This is a genomic window from Mesorhizobium sp. M2A.F.Ca.ET.046.03.2.1 (assembly GCF_003952425.1).
Classification (GTDB): Bacteria; Pseudomonadota; Alphaproteobacteria; order Rhizobiales; family Rhizobiaceae; genus Mesorhizobium.
Genome location: NZ_CP034449.1, coordinates 5,439,021 through 5,453,365 on the forward strand (window position 1 = coordinate 5,439,021; position 14,345 = coordinate 5,453,365).

General features: G+C 63.4%; 13 protein-coding genes. 9 read left to right on the forward strand and 4 right to left on the reverse strand.

Annotated features, from left to right (window positions below):
- Nucleotides 1-163 precede the first annotated feature (163 nt).
- The gene (locus EJ072_RS25935; protein ID WP_042637227.1) at nucleotides 164-1,162 is read right to left on the reverse strand and encodes an ABC transporter permease; all 999 of its coding nucleotides are present in this window, start codon (nucleotides 1,160-1,162) and stop codon (nucleotides 164-166) included.
- Between the two features lie 65 nt (nucleotides 1,163-1,227).
- Complete coding sequence (locus EJ072_RS25940; protein WP_245467380.1) at nucleotides 1,228-2,022, reverse strand: ATP-binding cassette domain-containing protein; 795 nt, start codon at nucleotides 2,020-2,022, stop codon at nucleotides 1,228-1,230.
- A 397-nt stretch (nucleotides 2,023-2,419) separates the two neighbouring features.
- Here EJ072_RS25940 and EJ072_RS25945 point away from each other — a divergent pair, with 397 nt between their 5' ends.
- Nucleotides 2,420-3,409 carry a sugar-binding protein gene (locus tag EJ072_RS25945; RefSeq protein WP_126081911.1) on the forward strand — a complete coding sequence of 330 codons (990 nt, stop codon included), beginning with the start codon at nucleotides 2,420-2,422 and terminating at the stop codon, nucleotides 3,407-3,409.
- 70 nt (nucleotides 3,410-3,479) lie between these two features.
- Here EJ072_RS25945 and EJ072_RS25950 read toward each other — a convergent pair whose 3' ends face one another.
- Nucleotides 3,480-4,583, reverse strand: coding sequence for an NAD(P)-dependent oxidoreductase (locus EJ072_RS25950; RefSeq protein WP_281059494.1), 1,104 nt, complete (start codon nucleotides 4,581-4,583; stop codon nucleotides 3,480-3,482).
- Here EJ072_RS25950 and EJ072_RS25955 point away from each other — a divergent pair.
- Both EJ072_RS25955 and EJ072_RS25960 read left to right on the forward strand, forming a co-directional pair.
- The gene (locus tag EJ072_RS25955) at nucleotides 4,567-5,463 is read left to right on the forward strand and encodes an NAD(P)-dependent oxidoreductase (protein WP_126081913.1); all 897 of its coding nucleotides are present in this window, start codon (nucleotides 4,567-4,569) and stop codon (nucleotides 5,461-5,463) included. The genes EJ072_RS25950 and EJ072_RS25955 overlap by 17 nt on opposite strands.
- A gap of 137 nt (nucleotides 5,464-5,600) precedes the next feature.
- Nucleotides 5,601-6,341 carry a FadR/GntR family transcriptional regulator gene (locus EJ072_RS25960; protein ID WP_245463336.1) on the forward strand — a complete coding sequence of 247 codons (741 nt, stop codon included), beginning with the start codon at nucleotides 5,601-5,603 and terminating at the stop codon, nucleotides 6,339-6,341.
- Between the two features lie 22 nt (nucleotides 6,342-6,363).
- On the opposite strand, the gene EJ072_RS25965 is transcribed toward EJ072_RS25960, so the two are convergent.
- A complete protein-coding gene (locus EJ072_RS25965; protein ID WP_126081915.1) occupies nucleotides 6,364-6,657 on the reverse strand; it encodes a DUF3175 domain-containing protein in 294 nt (97 codons plus the stop codon).
- A gap of 251 nt (nucleotides 6,658-6,908) precedes the next feature.
- On the opposite strand from EJ072_RS25965, the gene EJ072_RS25970 reads away from it, so the two are divergent.
- The 6 genes from EJ072_RS25970 to EJ072_RS25995 all read left to right on the forward strand — a co-directional run bounded on the left by EJ072_RS25970 (nucleotide 6,909) and on the right by EJ072_RS25995 (nucleotide 14,330).
- The gene (locus tag EJ072_RS25970) at nucleotides 6,909-8,135 is read left to right on the forward strand and encodes an MFS transporter (protein WP_126081916.1); all 1,227 of its coding nucleotides are present in this window, start codon (nucleotides 6,909-6,911) and stop codon (nucleotides 8,133-8,135) included.
- 167 nt (nucleotides 8,136-8,302) lie between these two features.
- On the forward strand, nucleotides 8,303-9,331 hold the full coding sequence (locus EJ072_RS25975; protein ID WP_126081917.1) for a LacI family DNA-binding transcriptional regulator: 1,029 nt from the start codon (nucleotides 8,303-8,305) through the stop codon (nucleotides 9,329-9,331).
- Between the two features lie 294 nt (nucleotides 9,332-9,625).
- Nucleotides 9,626-10,750 carry a sugar ABC transporter substrate-binding protein gene (locus EJ072_RS25980; protein WP_126081918.1) on the forward strand — a complete coding sequence of 375 codons (1,125 nt, stop codon included), beginning with the start codon at nucleotides 9,626-9,628 and terminating at the stop codon, nucleotides 10,748-10,750.
- Nucleotides 10,751-10,825: 75 nt separating this feature from the next.
- A complete protein-coding gene (locus EJ072_RS25985; protein WP_126081919.1) occupies nucleotides 10,826-12,370 on the forward strand; it encodes a sugar ABC transporter ATP-binding protein in 1,545 nt (514 codons plus the stop codon).
- Nucleotides 12,367-13,347, forward strand: coding sequence for an ABC transporter permease (locus tag EJ072_RS25990; protein ID WP_126081920.1), 981 nt, complete (start codon nucleotides 12,367-12,369; stop codon nucleotides 13,345-13,347). Before EJ072_RS25985 ends, EJ072_RS25990 begins: the two co-directional genes overlap by 4 nt.
- Nucleotides 13,344-14,330: an ABC transporter permease gene (locus EJ072_RS25995; RefSeq protein WP_126081921.1), complete on the forward strand. Its 987-nt coding sequence runs from the start codon at nucleotides 13,344-13,346 to the stop codon at nucleotides 14,328-14,330. The genes EJ072_RS25990 and EJ072_RS25995 overlap by 4 nt, the downstream gene beginning before the upstream one ends.
- Nucleotides 14,331-14,345: the final 15 nt, after the last annotated feature.

Sequence of the window (14,345 nt, forward strand, 5' to 3'; positions counted from 1 at the left end):
GTCCGCCCAAAATCCACTGCCAAGGCGGCCTGAGGCCCCAAGAGCGAGGCAAAATAACCCGCCAAAGCGGCCAGAGCGCCTTTCAAAAAACGCCCATCCGCCTCGTGCGCTAAATATCGACTCCCATGCAAAACCCTCCTCGGGGAGAAGGAAGAAAGAGGCGCTAGTCGCTCCTGCGGAAGTTGCGGATACGGTCGAACAGCACCGCCAGGATGATCGCGCCGCCGATGAAGGTGCCTTGCCAGAAGGCGTTGATGCCAAGCAGGCCGAGGCTGTTGCGGATCACCTCGATCAAGGCAGCGCCGACGATGGCGCCGAGCGCGGTGCCGACACCGCCGGCAAGATTGGCGCCGCCGATGACGGTGGCGGCGATGACCTGCAGCTCCATGCCGGTGCCGAGATTGGTGGTGACCGCACCCAGCCAGCCGGTCTGGATGATGCCGGCGAGCCCGGCGGACAGAGCCGAGATCATGTAGACGGCGACCTTGATCTGCTTGACCGGAACGCCTGTCAGCGTCGCCGCGTGCTCATTGCCGCCGATGGCGAAGATGTGCCGGCCGAACTTGGTCCAGCGCAGGATGAAGCCGGTGATCAGCGCCAGGATGATCATGTAGAGAACCGGATTGGCGATGCCGAAGACCCAGGCGCCGCCGCCCAACGCCAGGAGCTTCTGGTGGTCCGGCCCGAACTGGAAGACCACGGTGTTGTTGGAGGCGACCATGGCAAGGCTGCGCGCCACCGAGAGCATGCCGAGCGTCACCACGAAAGGCGGAAAGCCGACATAGGCGATGAGCACGCCGTTGAAGGCGCCGATGGCGAGCGCGGTGACGATCGTGGCGAGGATGCCGATCTCGATCGAATAGCCGGCATGCATGGTGACGGCGAGCACCATGGAGCACAGGCAAAGCACCGAGCCGACCGACAGGTCGATGCCGCCGGTGATGATAACGAAAGTCATGCCGAGCGCGACGATGGCGACGAAGGTGACGTTGCGGGTGATGTTGAAGAGGTTCTTCGAGGTGGCGAAGGAATCGGTCGCGAAGGACAGGAACAGGCAGGCGAGAATGACCGCGATCACCACCCAGAATGTCTGGTTGGCGAGGAGCCGCGACAGGAAAGTGTGCTGCTTCTGCGCGATCGTCTGGTCAAGGGTGACTGCCATTGTCGACCTTTCCTGAGGTGGGACGCGGAACACCGCGCGTCACGCCACCCGTTCAAATCCGTGAGTCATGCCACCTGTTCGATGGCGCCGGTGATCAGCCCGGTGACTTCCTCGGGCGAGCTCGAAGCGATCTTCTTGTCTGCCACCTTGCGGCCGCGCCGCATGACGATGACGCGGTCGGCGACGTCGAACACGTCGGGCATGCGGTGACTGATCAGCACAACCGCGATGCCCTGGTCGCGCAGATGGCGGATAAGGTTGAGCACCTCGGCCACCTGCCGGACCGAGATCGCCGCCGTCGGCTCATCCATCAGCACGATTTTGGCCTGCGACAGCATGGTGCGAGCGATCGCCACCGCTTGGCGCTGGCCGCCCGACATCTGCTTGACGAGATCGCGCGGCCGCGTCTCGGATTTCAGCTCGGCAAAGAGCTGGCCGGCGCGCCTGTACATCGCCGCATAGTCGAGGATGCGGAACGGGCCGATGCCGCGGCGCAGCTCGCGGCCGAGATAGACGTTTGCCGCGGCCGTCAGATTGTTGCACAGCGCAAGGTCCTGGTGGACGATCTCGATGCCGTGCTGGCGGGCCTCCGCCGGCTTGTGCATGACAATCTCCTTGCCCTCCAGATGCATGGTGCCATGGCTTGGGCGGAAATTGCCGGCGATCATCTTGACCAGCGTCGACTTGCCGGCGCCGTTGTCGCCCATCAGGCCGACGACCTCGCCGGCCTCCAGCGAGAACGAGACGTCGTTGACCGCCTGGATGGCGCCGAAATGTTTCGAGATGTTGGCGAGTTCGAGAACCGACACCAGCCTTAAGCCTCCCCATGTTGACGCAGCAGTTTGCCGGCTTGCCAGCAGCGCTTGCGTTCCGCCCGTCCATCTCCTCACGAACGGCGCGATACATGCATTTAGGCAAAAGCCGGCAAAGCCGTCAATCAATTGTCTGACGATTAATTTCGAGACTCGACAAAAAATCGGTTTTGTAGGACAAATAGGAATTGACCGTTGGCGAAAAGCCGATATTAGCTAGCCTCGGAGGAATAATTTGCCCACCGAGCGCGCATAGGGCGGAAGGGGCAAATGGCTTGACGATCAAGGATTCGGCTGCGCCAGTATTGGCTCAACGGATCGGCAAATGCTTATCAGTCCGGCCCGGAACACGAGCATTGGGAAGATGCTCAACATCGTTCTTGCGCATCCGGTCTGATCGGTGTGGCGGGCACGCGGTGTCCGTCTGTTTCAAGGGAGGACTGACATGAGGAAAACACTTTTGCTTGCCGCCGTCGCCGCCATGGCGTTGGGCGCCGGGCCGGCTTTGGCCAAGAAACAGCTCGTCATCGTCGTGAAGGGGCTCGACAACCCGTTCTTCGAAGCCATCCATCAGGGCTGCGAGAAATGGAACAAAGAGAACGCCAGCTCGGAATATGAGTGCTTCTATACCGGCCCGGCATCGACCTCGGACGAGGCCGGTGAAGCGCAGATCGTGCAGGACATGCTGAGCAAGCCCGACACGGTCGCGATGGCGATCTCGCCGTCCAACGCGCCGCTGATCGCGCAGACGATCAAGAGCGCCAATCCGTCGATCCCGATCATGACGGTCGACGCCGACCTTGCCAAGGAAGACGCCGCCCTTCGCAAGACCTATCTCGGCACCGACAACTACCTTATGGGCAAGAAGATCGGCGAGTACATCAAGAAGGCCAAGCCGAATGGCGGCACGGTCTGCACCATCGAGGGCAATCCGGCGGCCGACAACATTCTGCGCCGCGCGCAAGGCATGCGCGACGCGCTGACGGGCAAGGAAGGCCTCGCGGCACTTGCCGGCGAAGGCGGCTGGACCGAAGCCCCCGGCTGCCCGGTGTTCACCAATGACGACGGCGCCAAGGGCGTGCAGGCGATGACCGACATCCTTGCAGCCAATCCGAAGCTCGACGCCTTTGGCATCATGGGCGGCTGGCCGCTGTTCGGCGCCCCGCAGCCCTATCGCGACCTGTTCAAGCCGATGGCCGACAAGATCGCCAAGAACGAGTTCGTCATCGGCGCCGCCGACACGATCGGCGACGAGGTGGCGATCGCCAAGGAAGGCCTGGTGACGGCGCTGGTCGGCCAGCGGCCGTTCGAAATGGGCTATAAGGCGCCTTCGGTGATGCTCGACCTCATCGGCGGCAAGAAGGTCGACGATCCGGTCTTCACCGGGCTCGACGAGTGCACCAAGGAAACGGCCGACACCTGTATCCAGAAGTAGGCTGCATCGAAACCGTCGAAAAAACAGGGGGCGCCCACAAGGCGCCCCCGCACTTTTCCTGGAATTGCTCTTAGATCTTCTGCTTCACGCCGTCCCTCGAAGGCATCAGGTCGACGCCGTTGAGCTTGCCGATATGGGTGGCGAGCATCGGTACATATTGTTCGGCGGGGCCGGCGGCATGCGCCGTCGCAAAGGAATTCTTGGTTGCGTTGCCGAGCGGGTTGGCGATGCCGGCCGCGCCAGCCATCGATTCCAGATAGGTCAGGTCCTTGAAGGCGTTGGCGATGGTGAACTTGTGCGCGTCGCGGTCGCCCTCCAAGGTCCAGCGCATGAAGGTCTGGTAGAAGCCGCAATCCATGCGGCCGTTGCGGATGACGCTGTCGAAGCGCGCTGGCGAGATGCCGACCTTCTGCGCCAGCGCCAGGGCCTCGGAATAGATCGCCGCATAGCCCAGCGAGACGAAGTTGTTGAGCAGCTTCATGCGATGGCCGTCGCCGGTGTCGCCGATATGGACGATGCGGCCGGCCCAGGTCTCGATCACCGGCTTCAGCCTGGCGAACACCGCGTCCGGCGCGCCGACCATGGCGTCGAGCATGCCTTCCCAGGCTTCCTTCGGCGTGCGGCTGAGCGGCGCGTCGACATAATCGATGCCGAGCGCCTTGAGCTCGGCGGCGAGCGCCACGGTTGAGACCGGGTCGGAGGTCGAGCAGTCGACGACCACCGAGCCTTGCTTCAGGCCTTCCTTCAGCCCGCCGGGGCCGCGGATGATCGCCTCCACCTCGCGCGAGCCGGTGACGCAGATGAAGACGATGTCGGAAGCCGCCGCCACCTCCTTGGAGGTGGCCACTTCCCTGGCGCCGCGTCCCAAAAGGTCTTCCGCGGGCTTGCGGTTCTTGCGGCCAAGGAAGGTCAGCGGATAGCCCTTGTCGACGATGTTCTTAGCGATGCCGTGCCCCATCAGGCCTAGGCCGATGAAACCGATATTCTCGCGGGCAGCGGTGGTGCTCATGTCGTCTCTTCCCTGTCTTTCGTGGTGATGGGCGCCCGCGCGGCGGGCGTTTGTCGAGCAGGTTTCCGCGGATCGCGGTTGGCAAGCGATTGCGGAATACCTTATTGTCTGACAATACACATAATTCCTGAGCCTTGTGGAGAGCAAAATGACGAAGCGGATCATGTTCACCGGCGGCAGCGGCAAGGCCGGCCGGCATGTCGTTCAGTATCTGGTCGAACATGGCTGCCAGGTGCTCAATATCGACACCAGGCCGCTCGACAATCCGAAGGTGCGCACGCTTATCACCGACATCACCGACAGCGGGCAGGTGTTCAATGCGCTGTCGAGCTATATGGGCCTGCACGAATTCGATCCCTCACTGAGGGCCCAACCGGTCGACGCCGTGGTGCATTTCGCGGCGATCCCGCGCATCATGATCACGCCGGACAACGAGGTGTTCCGCATCAACGCGATGGGCACCTACAACGTCATCGAAGCGGCGGTGAAGCTCGGCATCCGCAAGGTCGTCATCGCCTCTTCGGAGACCACCTACGGGCTGGTCTTTGCCAACGAGCCGCGCAATCCCACGCATTTTCCGCTCGACGAGGACTATGACGTCGACCCGATGGACTCCTACGCGCTGTCGAAGATCGTCAACGAGAAGACGGCGCGAGCTTTCGCGCTGCGCAGCGGCGCCGACATCTATGCGCTGCGCATCGGCAACGTCATCGAGCCGCATGAATATTCGCTCTTCCCGAAATGGTTCGCCGATCCCGGCTTCCGCAAGCGCATCGCCTGGAGCTACATCGACGCGCGCGACCTCGGCCAGATCACCCTGCGCGCCATCGAGAAGGACGGCCTGGGCTACCAGGTGTTCAACGCGGCCAATGACGATACCTCGTCGGACCTGCCGACGGCGGAATTGTTGAAGCGCTTTTATCCAGGCGTGCCGGTCAACGCTGAACTCGGCGAATATGAGACGCTGCTATCCAACCGGAAGGCGCGCGACGTGCTCGGCTTCCGGCCTGAGCACAGCTGGCGCAAATACGTCAAAACCGCCTGAGGCGAGGCCAAATGCCGGTTGATCTGTGCACATCTCAGCAGGTTGTAGCTAAGCGGGCCTGCCGTGCTTGACAGCCCCTGAAAACGGGATTTTCTGAACCTATGCGGGACGCGAAGCCGAACAACGAAAAAAAGCCGATGAAGACGGCGGCCGCGGAGCGTCCAGCCGGCTTCCGCCGGGCCGACGCGCCACGCATCCCCGGCGCCAGCGTGCACACCTCTCTGGCCAGCGAGATCGGGCTTCGCATCGTGCGCGGCGATTATCCGCCGGGCACCATCCTGCCCAATGAAGCGAAATGGTCGGAGACCTTCGACGTCAGCCGCTCGGCGGTGCGCGAGGCGATCAAGATGCTGATGGCGAAGAGCCTCCTGGCGTCGCGACCCAAGATCGGCAGTTGGGTCGAGCCGAAGGAACGCTGGAACCTTCTCGACCGCGACGTGCTCGCTTGGTACGCGACGTCGCCGGATCGCGAGGTGTTCCTGAGGACAGTGCAGGAATTCCGCCATATCATAGAGCCAGAGGCGACGGCCTTCGCGGCGATGCGGCGCACTGACGAGCAGATGGCCGAGATCAGCCAGGCCTGCCGCGAGATGGGCGAGGCCACCAACCTGCAGGAGCGAACCCGCGCCGACACGCGCTTCCATCTCGCAATCCTCAGGGCCTCGGGCAACGACCTCCTGGTGCCGCTGGGCGTGCTGATCGAATCCGCCTTCGACCATCTTTTCGCATACACGACGCGCGAGTTGGACGATCTGCAGCATGTCCAGAAGCTGCATGAGGCGATTGAGAGGAATATCCGCCTGAAGAGACCGGACGCGGCGCGCAACGCGGTCCGCAAGTTGTTGGCCAACACCGACGAAGTGATCCAATCGCGTTAGGGTCTGCCCCGACCTGGCAGATTTAATGCTGATCCTGCTTCTCTCGGCCGAAGGCGACGCGCAACTCATCCTTCGCCTTTTCCAGCACCTTCTTGCGCTCATCAGGCAGGTTCTTGCCGGCGCGGTTGATGTAGAAATTCAACATCGACATGGCGGATTGGAACGGCTCCGCCTTGCGACGGTCGCTGTGCTCGGCCGAGCGCTTCAGCGAGGCGGCGATCTTCCTGGCGTCGTCGGATTCAAAGACGTGCTCCTCGAGATCCAGCGCATCGCTGTGCTCGGTCACGTCGGCTGACCATTTCTTCTTTGCGGTCATGGCGAAACTCCTTGCCAGAGCGGTTCACCGGTTTGCCGCTGAACCGCTCCATCTCTTTGTTTCCAGCAATTCCGGACGGAAAACCGTTAGACACTTTTCCTGGAATTGCTCTGAGGCAAAACTCCAGGAAATGAGACGGGTTCCCGGTTCTGGTGCCACGGATTGGCCGGTCGTGGCGCTGCTCGGCCCGGCAAATGCGCCGATAGTGGAGGCCGAACCGCGGACTTCCGAGAACAGCGGACAGGAACGCCTTGACGACGATCTCCAGCAATGCAGCGCCCCCGGGCATAGACAGCGCTTATGCCTGGACGAGGCTGGCCATTTCCGTGTTGCTAGCGACCATTGGGGGTGTCGGCATGTGGGCGGTGGTCGTCGTTCTGCCGGCGGTCCAGGCCGAGTTTGGCGTCGATCGCGCGGCGGCGTCGATGCCTTACACCGCGACCATGGTTGGCTTCGCGGCCGGCAATGTGCTGGTCGGGCGCGCCATCGATCGTGTCGGTTACTGGATCCCGGCGCTTGTTTCCTCAACGGCGCTGGCTGCCGGCTTCCTGCTGGCGTCGCTCTCCGATTCAATCCTGCAGTTCACCTTCGCCCAAGGCTTGTTGATCGGGTTGGGGACATCGGCGATTTTCGGACCGCTGATCGCCGACATCTCGCACTGGTTCAATCGCCGGCGCGGCGTTGCGGTGGCCGCGGCTGCGTCCGGCAGCTATCTCGCCGGAACGGTCTGGCCGGCGATCATACCGCCGCTGATGCGGGCGGAGGGCTGGCGCTTCACCTATCTGGTAATCGGCATCGCGTGCCTGGCGACGATGGTGCCGCTGGTTCTGATGTTGCGCCGGCGTGCTCCGGTGGTCGTCGCAGGCTCGCCAGGCACGCGCCTGGTCCAGCCGATCGCATTGTCGCCGGCTGCACTTCAGATGCTGCTGGTGATAGCTGGTCTCGGCTGCTGCGTGGCGATGTCGATGCCGCAGGTGCATATCGTCGCCTATTGCCTGGACCTCGGCTATGGCGTCGCGCATGGCGCCGACATGCTCTCGATCATGATGGCCGCCGGCGTCGTCAGCCGCCTCGCTTCCGGCTTCGTCGCCGATCGGATCGGCGGGGTGAGGACCTTGCTGATCGGTTCGGTTCTGCAATGCCTGTCGTTGTTCTTTTACATTCCCTTCGACGGGCTCGCCTCGCTCTACATCGTCTCGCTGGTGTTCGGCTTGTCGCAAGGCGGCATCGTGCCTTGCTACGCGATCATCGTGCGGGAATACATGCCCGCCAAGGAGGCTGGCCAACGCGTGGGCATCGTCATCATGGCGACCATTTTCGGCATGGCTATCGGTGGCTGGATGTCGGGCTGGATCTACGACCTCACCGGTTCCTATTCGGCCGCCTTCCTGAACGGGATTGCCTGGAACCTGCTCAACATCCTGGTGATGCTTCTGGTGTTCTGGAAGGCAAGACGCAGCGTCATCGTCGTGGCCTGACGGGCTGGTGCCGGCGCTTTTGCAGGAAGACGCCTCGGCTTGACAACAAATCGCGGCTGCGCGACGCCAAGCCAAATGAACGCGGTACGGGCCTGCGAGATGGCGACACCAAGATCAATGGCATTGCGGGCGCGCAGCGGGCGGGATTTGCCGCACGGGGCTTGCCCTTGAGCAAGCCGCGCTCCCGCCGCGGCGGCGGCCGTCCGACCATTGCCGATGTCGCGCGCAAGGCGGGTGTCGGCGCGATCACGGTGTCGCGCGCGCTGCGCGAGCCCGGACGGGTGTCGGAGGACCTTCGCCGGCAGATACAGGCAGCGGTCGACGAACTCGGCTACGTGCCCGACCCGAACGCGCGCGCGCTTGCCTCGGCGCGCGCCGAGGTGTTCGGCGTACTGGTGCCTTCGCTCACCAACAACGTCTTCGCCGAAGTCGTGCGCGGCATCTATGACAGTCTCTCCGACAGCCCGTTCCGCATCCAGATCGGCAACACGCATTATTCCGGCCTGGAGGAAGAGCGGCTGCTGCAGGTCTTCGGATCGCAACGTCCGGCGGCGCTGATCGTGGCCGGCATCGACCAGACCCCCGGCGCGCGACGACTGCTGGAGAATGCCGGCTGCCCTGTGGTGCAGGTGATGGAGACCGGGCCGGACCCGGTCGACATGATGGTCGGCTTCTCGCATCTCGACGGCGGCAGGACGGCCACCGAGCACCTTCTGCAGGCCGGCTATCGCAAGATCGGCTTCATCGGCGCCAGGATGGATCCGCGTTCGCAGCGGCGCCTTGCCGGCTACCGCGCCGCCATGGAGGCTGCCGGGCTGTTCGATCCGCGGCTGGTCACCACGACGCCGGTGCCGTCAAGCGTGAGCCTCGGGCGCGAGCTGTTCCGTGACGCACTGGCCAAGATGCCGACGCTGGACGGCGTGTTCTGCAACAATGACGATATCGCGCTCGGCGTTCTGTTCGAATGCCGTCGCGCTTCTATCGACGTGCCAAAACAGATCGGCATTGTCGGCTTCAATGATCTCGACATGATGCAGGTTTCGTTTCCCTCGATCACCAGCGTGCGCACGCACCGCTATGAAATCGGCACACGATCCGTCGCCATGGCGCTTGCGGCGATCGCCGGAAACCGGCCGCAACAGCGGATCGTCGATCTCGGTTTCGAGCTCATGCGGCGCGAGAGCACCGCGCGTTGAAGAGCCTGGAAAAATGTTGAAGGCACCGCTTTACAGCCAATCATGGTAGCGCTACCATTTGTCTGTAAAATCGACATTTGGCGGGATTGGAGGCTGTTTATTATACATAAGCAACAGTCCTTGCTTGTTTATTATGTATAATATGATAGTTTTCTAAATTGCCAGGAACACTGAGGGGGAGAGGAGGATCAGGGCGACGTGGGTCGTCCCTGTGGGCGTGTTTGGTGGGCGGAGGGTGCCGACCGTGAGCGCCAGGATTCATCACAAGCAGAACTGCAACTGGGAGGAATATCGATGATCAAGTCACTCGTTGGCGGCGTCATTGCCGCCACTGCATTCGTCATGCTGGGTTCGTCGGCGATCGCCGGACCTGAAGTGGTCAAGGGACCCGCGGCAGAGCCGGACTGCTTTGCGCCATGGGCGGCCGACACGCAGTTTTTCAAATTTCCGAAAAAAGACGGTCCTTACCGCATCGCGCTTGCCAACGGCTACATCGCCAACACCTGGCGCATCCAGATGATCCAGACGGCCAAGGCCTATGCGGCGCAGCCGGATGTCGCCAAGAAGCTCAAGGAATTCAAGGTCGTGTCGACCGGCGAGGATGTGCCGGCGCAGATTTCGGCGATCAACAACTTCATCGATTCCGGCTTCGACGCGATCGTCGTCAACGCACAGAATCCGACCGCCTTCGGGCCAGTCATCAAGCGTGCCAAGGAAGCCGGCGTCGTGCTCGTTGCCTTCGACAACATCCTCGACACCAAGGATGCCATCAACGTCAATGTCGACCAGAAGGGCCTGGGCGAGCTCTGGGGCAAATGGCTGGTCGCGCATGTGCCGAATGGCGGCAAGGTGCTCGAAGTGCGCGGCGTTGCCGGCACCTCGGTCGACACCGATCGCCACAACGGCATCCACGAGGTGCTCGATGGGTCGGGCAAGAAGTGGGACGTCACCGAGGTCGTCGGCAAGTGGGATGACGGCGTGGCGCAAAAGGCCACGGCCGATGCCATCGCCACCAGCGGGCCGTTCGACGGCGTCACCGGGCAAGGCGGCGACACCGGCATCGTGCAGGCGATGATCGACGCCAAGCATCCCTTCGTGCCCTTCGGCGGCGAGACGGAAAACGGCTTCCGCAAATTCTGCGCCGCGCACGCTGCCGATGGACTGAAATGCTCGTCCGCCGGCACCGGCCCCGCACAGGTGGCGGTTGCCATCAAGACCGCGATCTCGGCGCTCGAAGGCAATGTCGTGCCGCAATCGGTCAAGTTGCCTTTGGCTATCGTGGAGGACCCGAACTTCAAGGCCGGCCAGGACTACTTCCCGGACCAGTCCGACAATTTCTTCGTCGGCAATTCCTTCCCGACCTGCGGCATCAATTTCACCGCGCAGGAAATCATGGGCCAGACCAAGGAAAACAAATAGTCTGACCGGACGGTGCCGCGGCGAGCTCGCGGCACCGTCCTCCTGTTCTCAACTCGAAACGGCCAGGGAGGGCTGATGGACGGCGCGGCTCCGCTCTTCCGCATGGAAGGCATCTCCAAGCGTTATGGCGGCGTGCGGGCCCTTGAAAAGGCCGACCTGACGGTCACTGCCGGCGGCATCCACGCCATTCTGGGCGAGAACGGCGCCGGCAAATCGACGCTGATCAAGGTCATGGCCGGCGTCGTGGCGCCCGACGAAGGCACGATGACGCTCGATGGCCGCGAAGTGAGCTTCGCCTCGCCGGCAGCAGCCAATCAGGCCGGCATCGTCTGCATCTTCCAGGAACTGTCGCTCATCCCAGAATTGAGCGTCGCCGACAACATCGTCATTTCCGATCCGCCGAAACGCTTCGGCATGATCGACCGCAAGGCGCAGCGGCGCATTGCGGAGGAAGCGCTGGCACGCGCCGGGGCTTCCGACATCCATCCCTGTGCCCTGGTCAAGGATCTGCCGCTGTCGCGCCGGCAGATGGTGGAGATCGCCAAGGCGCTGGCCCGGAAACCGCGCATCCTGATCCTCGACGAGGCGACCTCGGCGCTGACGGCGGCGGATGTCGCCAAGGTCTTCGAGGTGCTGAAGCGGCTGCGGTCAGAAGGACTGGCGCTGCTCTACATCTCGCACCGCATGAACGAGATCGCCGAGCTCGCCGACCACTGCACGGTGTTCCGCAACGGCCGCAACGTCGCCAGCTACCCCGCCGGCTCGAAGAGCGACAATGAAGTGGTCGAGCTGATGATCGGCCGCGAATACAGCCATATCTTCCCGCCGAAACCCGGTCCAACTGCGGCCGCGACGACGGTTCTCGAAGCGCGCAGCCTCTCCTGGGCCGACCGGCTGGACAATATCTCGTTGAGCGTCAGGGCAGGGGAAGTCGTGGGTCTCGGCGGTCTCGATGGACAGGGGCAGCGCGAATTGCTGCTTGCTTTTTTCGGCGTGCTGCGCGGCCTTTCAGGCGAGATCCTGATAGACGGCAAGCCGGTTTCGATCGCCAGCCCGACCGCGGCAAGCCACGGCCGCATCGGCATGGCGCTGATCCCCGAGGATCGCAAGACCGAAGGGCTGATGCTGCCGATGACGGTGCGTGAGAACCTGTCCTTCGCGGCGCTCGACAGGCTTTCGAAAGGCGGCATCATCGATCGCGTCGCCGAGCAGCGGCTGATCGACGACATGGTCGGGCTCTTGGCCATCAAGACAGCGGGTCTCGACATCCCTGTCGGCGCGCTCTCCGGCGGCAACCAGCAGAAGGTGGTGATCGCCAAATGGCTGATGCGGCAGCCGCGCATCATCCTGCTCAACGATCCGACGCGCGGCATCGATGTCGGCACCAAGCAGGAGCTCTACCAGCTGATGCGCAAGCTGGCCGACGCGGGCGCCGCGATTCTGTTCTATTCGACCGACTATGACGAGCTGATCGGCTGCTGCGACCGCGTGCTGGTGCTCTATGACGGCGCGGTCAAGCGCGAGCTGGTCGGCGCCGAGATCACCGAGCACGCGCTGATCGCCAGCGCGCTCAACATCCATGGCGAAGGTGCCGGGCCGAAGCAGGGAGTGGGCGCGTGAAGGACTGGCGCTACTGGCTGGCCGAGCAGCGCGGGACGCTGCTGGCATTCGGCATCTTCATCGTCATGTTCGCCATCTACAGCGGCAACCATCCGGCCGGCTTCACCGCCAATGTCGTGCAGACGGCGGCCAACAAGGGCGTGCTGCTGGCCTTCGTCGCCATGGCTCAGACATTGGTGGTGATCACCGCAGGCATCGACCTGTCGGTCGGCATGATCTTCGCGCTCACCAACTGCATGGCTTCATGGCTGGTGATCGGCACCGGCCTGGAGACGGCGTTTGGCGTGCTGGCTGTGCTCGGCACCGGGCTCATCTGCGGCGCCGTCAACGGCGCGATCGTCATCTACGGTCGGCTGCAGCCGATTGTCGCCACCATAGCCACGGGCGCCGTCTTTTTCGGCTTGGCGCTGCTTTTGCGACCGGTTCCCGGCGGTTCGGTCAATGAGGACCTTGCGGATTTCCTGACCGGGCGTTTCTTCGGCGTCGTGCCGGCGAGCCTCGTGGCGCTGCTGGTCATCGTGCTCGTCGTCTGGGTGCCGTTCAGCCGCTCCGAATTCGGGCGCGCCGCTTATGCGGCCGGTTCATCGGAGACGGCGGCTTACATGTCGGGCGTGCCGATCCGCAGGGGCAAGTTCCTGGCATACACGCTTGCCGGCCTGCTTGCGGCCATCGGCGGCCTGTTCCTGACCTTCTTCACCTATACGGGCGAGGCGGCCTATGCGAGCGGCAACGCCTACACGCTGTTCTCGATCGCCGCCGTCGTGCTCGGTGGTGTTTCGCTGTTCGGCGGCAAGGGCAGCGCCATCGGCGCGATCTTCGGCGCGCTCGCCTTCCGCACCATCGGCGACCTCTTGTTCGTCTTCGACTTCGATCCGCTCTGGCAGCCGCTGTTCCAGGGCGTTATCCTATTGATCGCGGTCAGCCTCGGCGCTTTCGCGCTGTTTCGGGTGCGCAACCGGCTGGAGTGGTTCCTGTGAGCGAAACGACCATCGGCGGCATCGCCGGCCGCATGCCCAAATTTCTGCGACGCGCCGATCCGGCTGTTGTCACCTCCTTCGCCTGCATTGTGATCCTGCTCCTGCTCGGCAGCCTCTATTCGCGCAGCTTCCTTTCGCCGGAATATCTGCTGCAACAGTTGAAGGTCGCGTCCTTCCTCGGTGTCATCGCCACCGGCATGATGCTGGTCATCCTGCTCGGCCAGATCGATCTGTCCGTGCCGTGGTCCGTGGCCACAGGCGCGATGATGGCCTGCGCGGCCGCCGCCTACGGATCGCTCGGCGTCGCGTTGGCCATTCCTTTCGGGGTCCTGTGCGGCGTCGCGATCGGCCTCGTCAACGGCATCGGCGTCGCCTATCTGCGCATTCCCTCGATGATCATCACCTTGGCCACCAATGCCGTGGCGCAAGGGCTGATGGTTGTCTATACGGGCGGTTTCTCGCCACAGGATTCGGCGACGGCGGCGATGCGCTATCTGGCAACCGGTTTCACCATCCCGGGCGTTCCCAACGCCGTCATCATCTGGGCGCTGATCGGCGCCGCGATGGTCTTCGTGCTGACCCGCACCAGCTTCGGCCGCGCCGTCTACGGCATCGGCAATCGCGAGCGCGCCGCCTATCTTTCCGGCATCGACACGCGCCGTATCGTGCTGATCGCCTTCGCCGTCTCCGGCGGCCTATCGGCTTTTGGCGGCGTGCTTCTGGCCGGCTATGCTTCAAAGGCGGCGCAGTCGATGGGCGACGCCTATCTGCTGCCGTCGATAGCCGCCGTCGTGCTGGGCGGCACGTCGATCCTCGGCGGGCGCGGCTCCTATCTGGGCACGGTTGCGGGCGTGATCCTGATCACGCTCCTGCAATCCATCCTCTCAGTCATGCAGATGCCCGAGGCGGGGCGGCAGATCATCTATGGCGTCGTCATCGTCGCCATGCTTCTGCTCTACGGGCGCGCGCCGGCAAGCCGCTGACCGTGGATGAGGCAA